Origin of the sequence: Sphingobium sp. C100 (assembly GCF_000508185.1) — a bacterium.
Lineage (GTDB): Bacteria > Pseudomonadota > Alphaproteobacteria > Sphingomonadales > Sphingomonadaceae > Sphingobium.
On record NZ_AYOY01000127.1, the window covers coordinates 1 to 581 of the forward strand.

Here is a 581-nt window from a genome sequence, read left to right on the forward strand (position 1 = left end):
AGGCAGCCGGCGCAGCCGCGCCGACATGTCCAAGAGGCTTTTGACGGCCCGGCGCCCCGCGATGGCGCCGGGCCGCTCTTTTTTCATCACGCCGCGCGACCTTGGCCTTGACGGCGCACCCTGCGCCGCACAGGCCTGCGCGCATCATGCAGCCAGATCCCCTCCCCCAGGCGCGCACGACGCCCCGGCTGATGATCGGCCGTCCCGAACTCGCGCTGATGGCGGCGACGATCCTGTGGGGGGCGAGCTTTCTGATCGTCCATCATGCCGTGCGGGAAACGGGGCCGTTTTTCTTCGTGGGCCTGCGATTCGGCACCGCCGCGCTGATGGCGCTGCCGCTCGCCCTGCCGGTGCTGCGGGGACTGACGGCGCGGGAAGCGCTGGCGGGCCTGACCATCGGCCTGTGCATCTTTGCGGGCTATTCGATGCAGACCTGGGGATTGCAGACGGTCAGCAGCAGCACATCGGCCTTCATCACCGCCGCCTATGTGCCGTTGGTGCCCATCCTCCAATGGATCATCCTCCAGCGCCGGCCCCGCCTGGCGAGCTGGGCGGGCGTGGCGCTGGCCGTCGCCGGGCTG

Annotated in this window: 1 protein-coding gene; it reads left to right on the forward strand. The window is 70.2% G+C overall.

Translation table 11 applies throughout. The features are described 5' to 3' along the window. Nucleotides 1-146: 146 nt before the first annotated feature. The coding region (locus C100_RS33415; protein WP_037530101.1) for a DMT family transporter at nt 147-581 on the forward strand (435 nt) is incomplete at its 3' end.